At 49.2% G+C, this 329-nt stretch carries 1 pseudogene; it reads left to right on the top strand.

Features of this window, described 5'->3' with window-relative positions:
• Positions 1-329 (top strand): annotated as a pseudogene (locus tag N8M95_RS09215) (TNT domain-containing protein); the annotation flags it as partial.

The following is a 329-nucleotide window of genomic DNA, read 5'->3' on the forward strand; positions in this document are numbered from 1 at the left end:
GTTGGGAATGTCTTTGTGACGGCGAGTGCCATCATGATTCCCATAGGGCAGACTCAGAGCGTTGTCAAGGGCTTGACTCAGTTTGCGATAGGGGAAGCAGGAGCCTATACAGCGGGTCAGGTTGCCTATCATGGAACTAAGCTCCTAGGTGGAAGTGAGGAAGACGCTCAAACCGCAAACTTTATCGGAAACCTGGTAGGAGGCTATGTGACCTCCTCAGCAGCCAGCAAGTTTAGTCTCAATAAGGTGAAAGTAGATGTCGAAGCACCGAAGTATAACCGCGAGCAGATTCTGAAGAATCTGAAAGAAAGTAAACTTGCGAGGGAATC

The sequence above is a fragment of the Streptococcus mitis genome, from assembly GCF_946190325.1.
In the GTDB taxonomy this organism is placed as follows: domain Bacteria; phylum Bacillota; class Bacilli; order Lactobacillales; family Streptococcaceae; genus Streptococcus; species Streptococcus mitis_CF.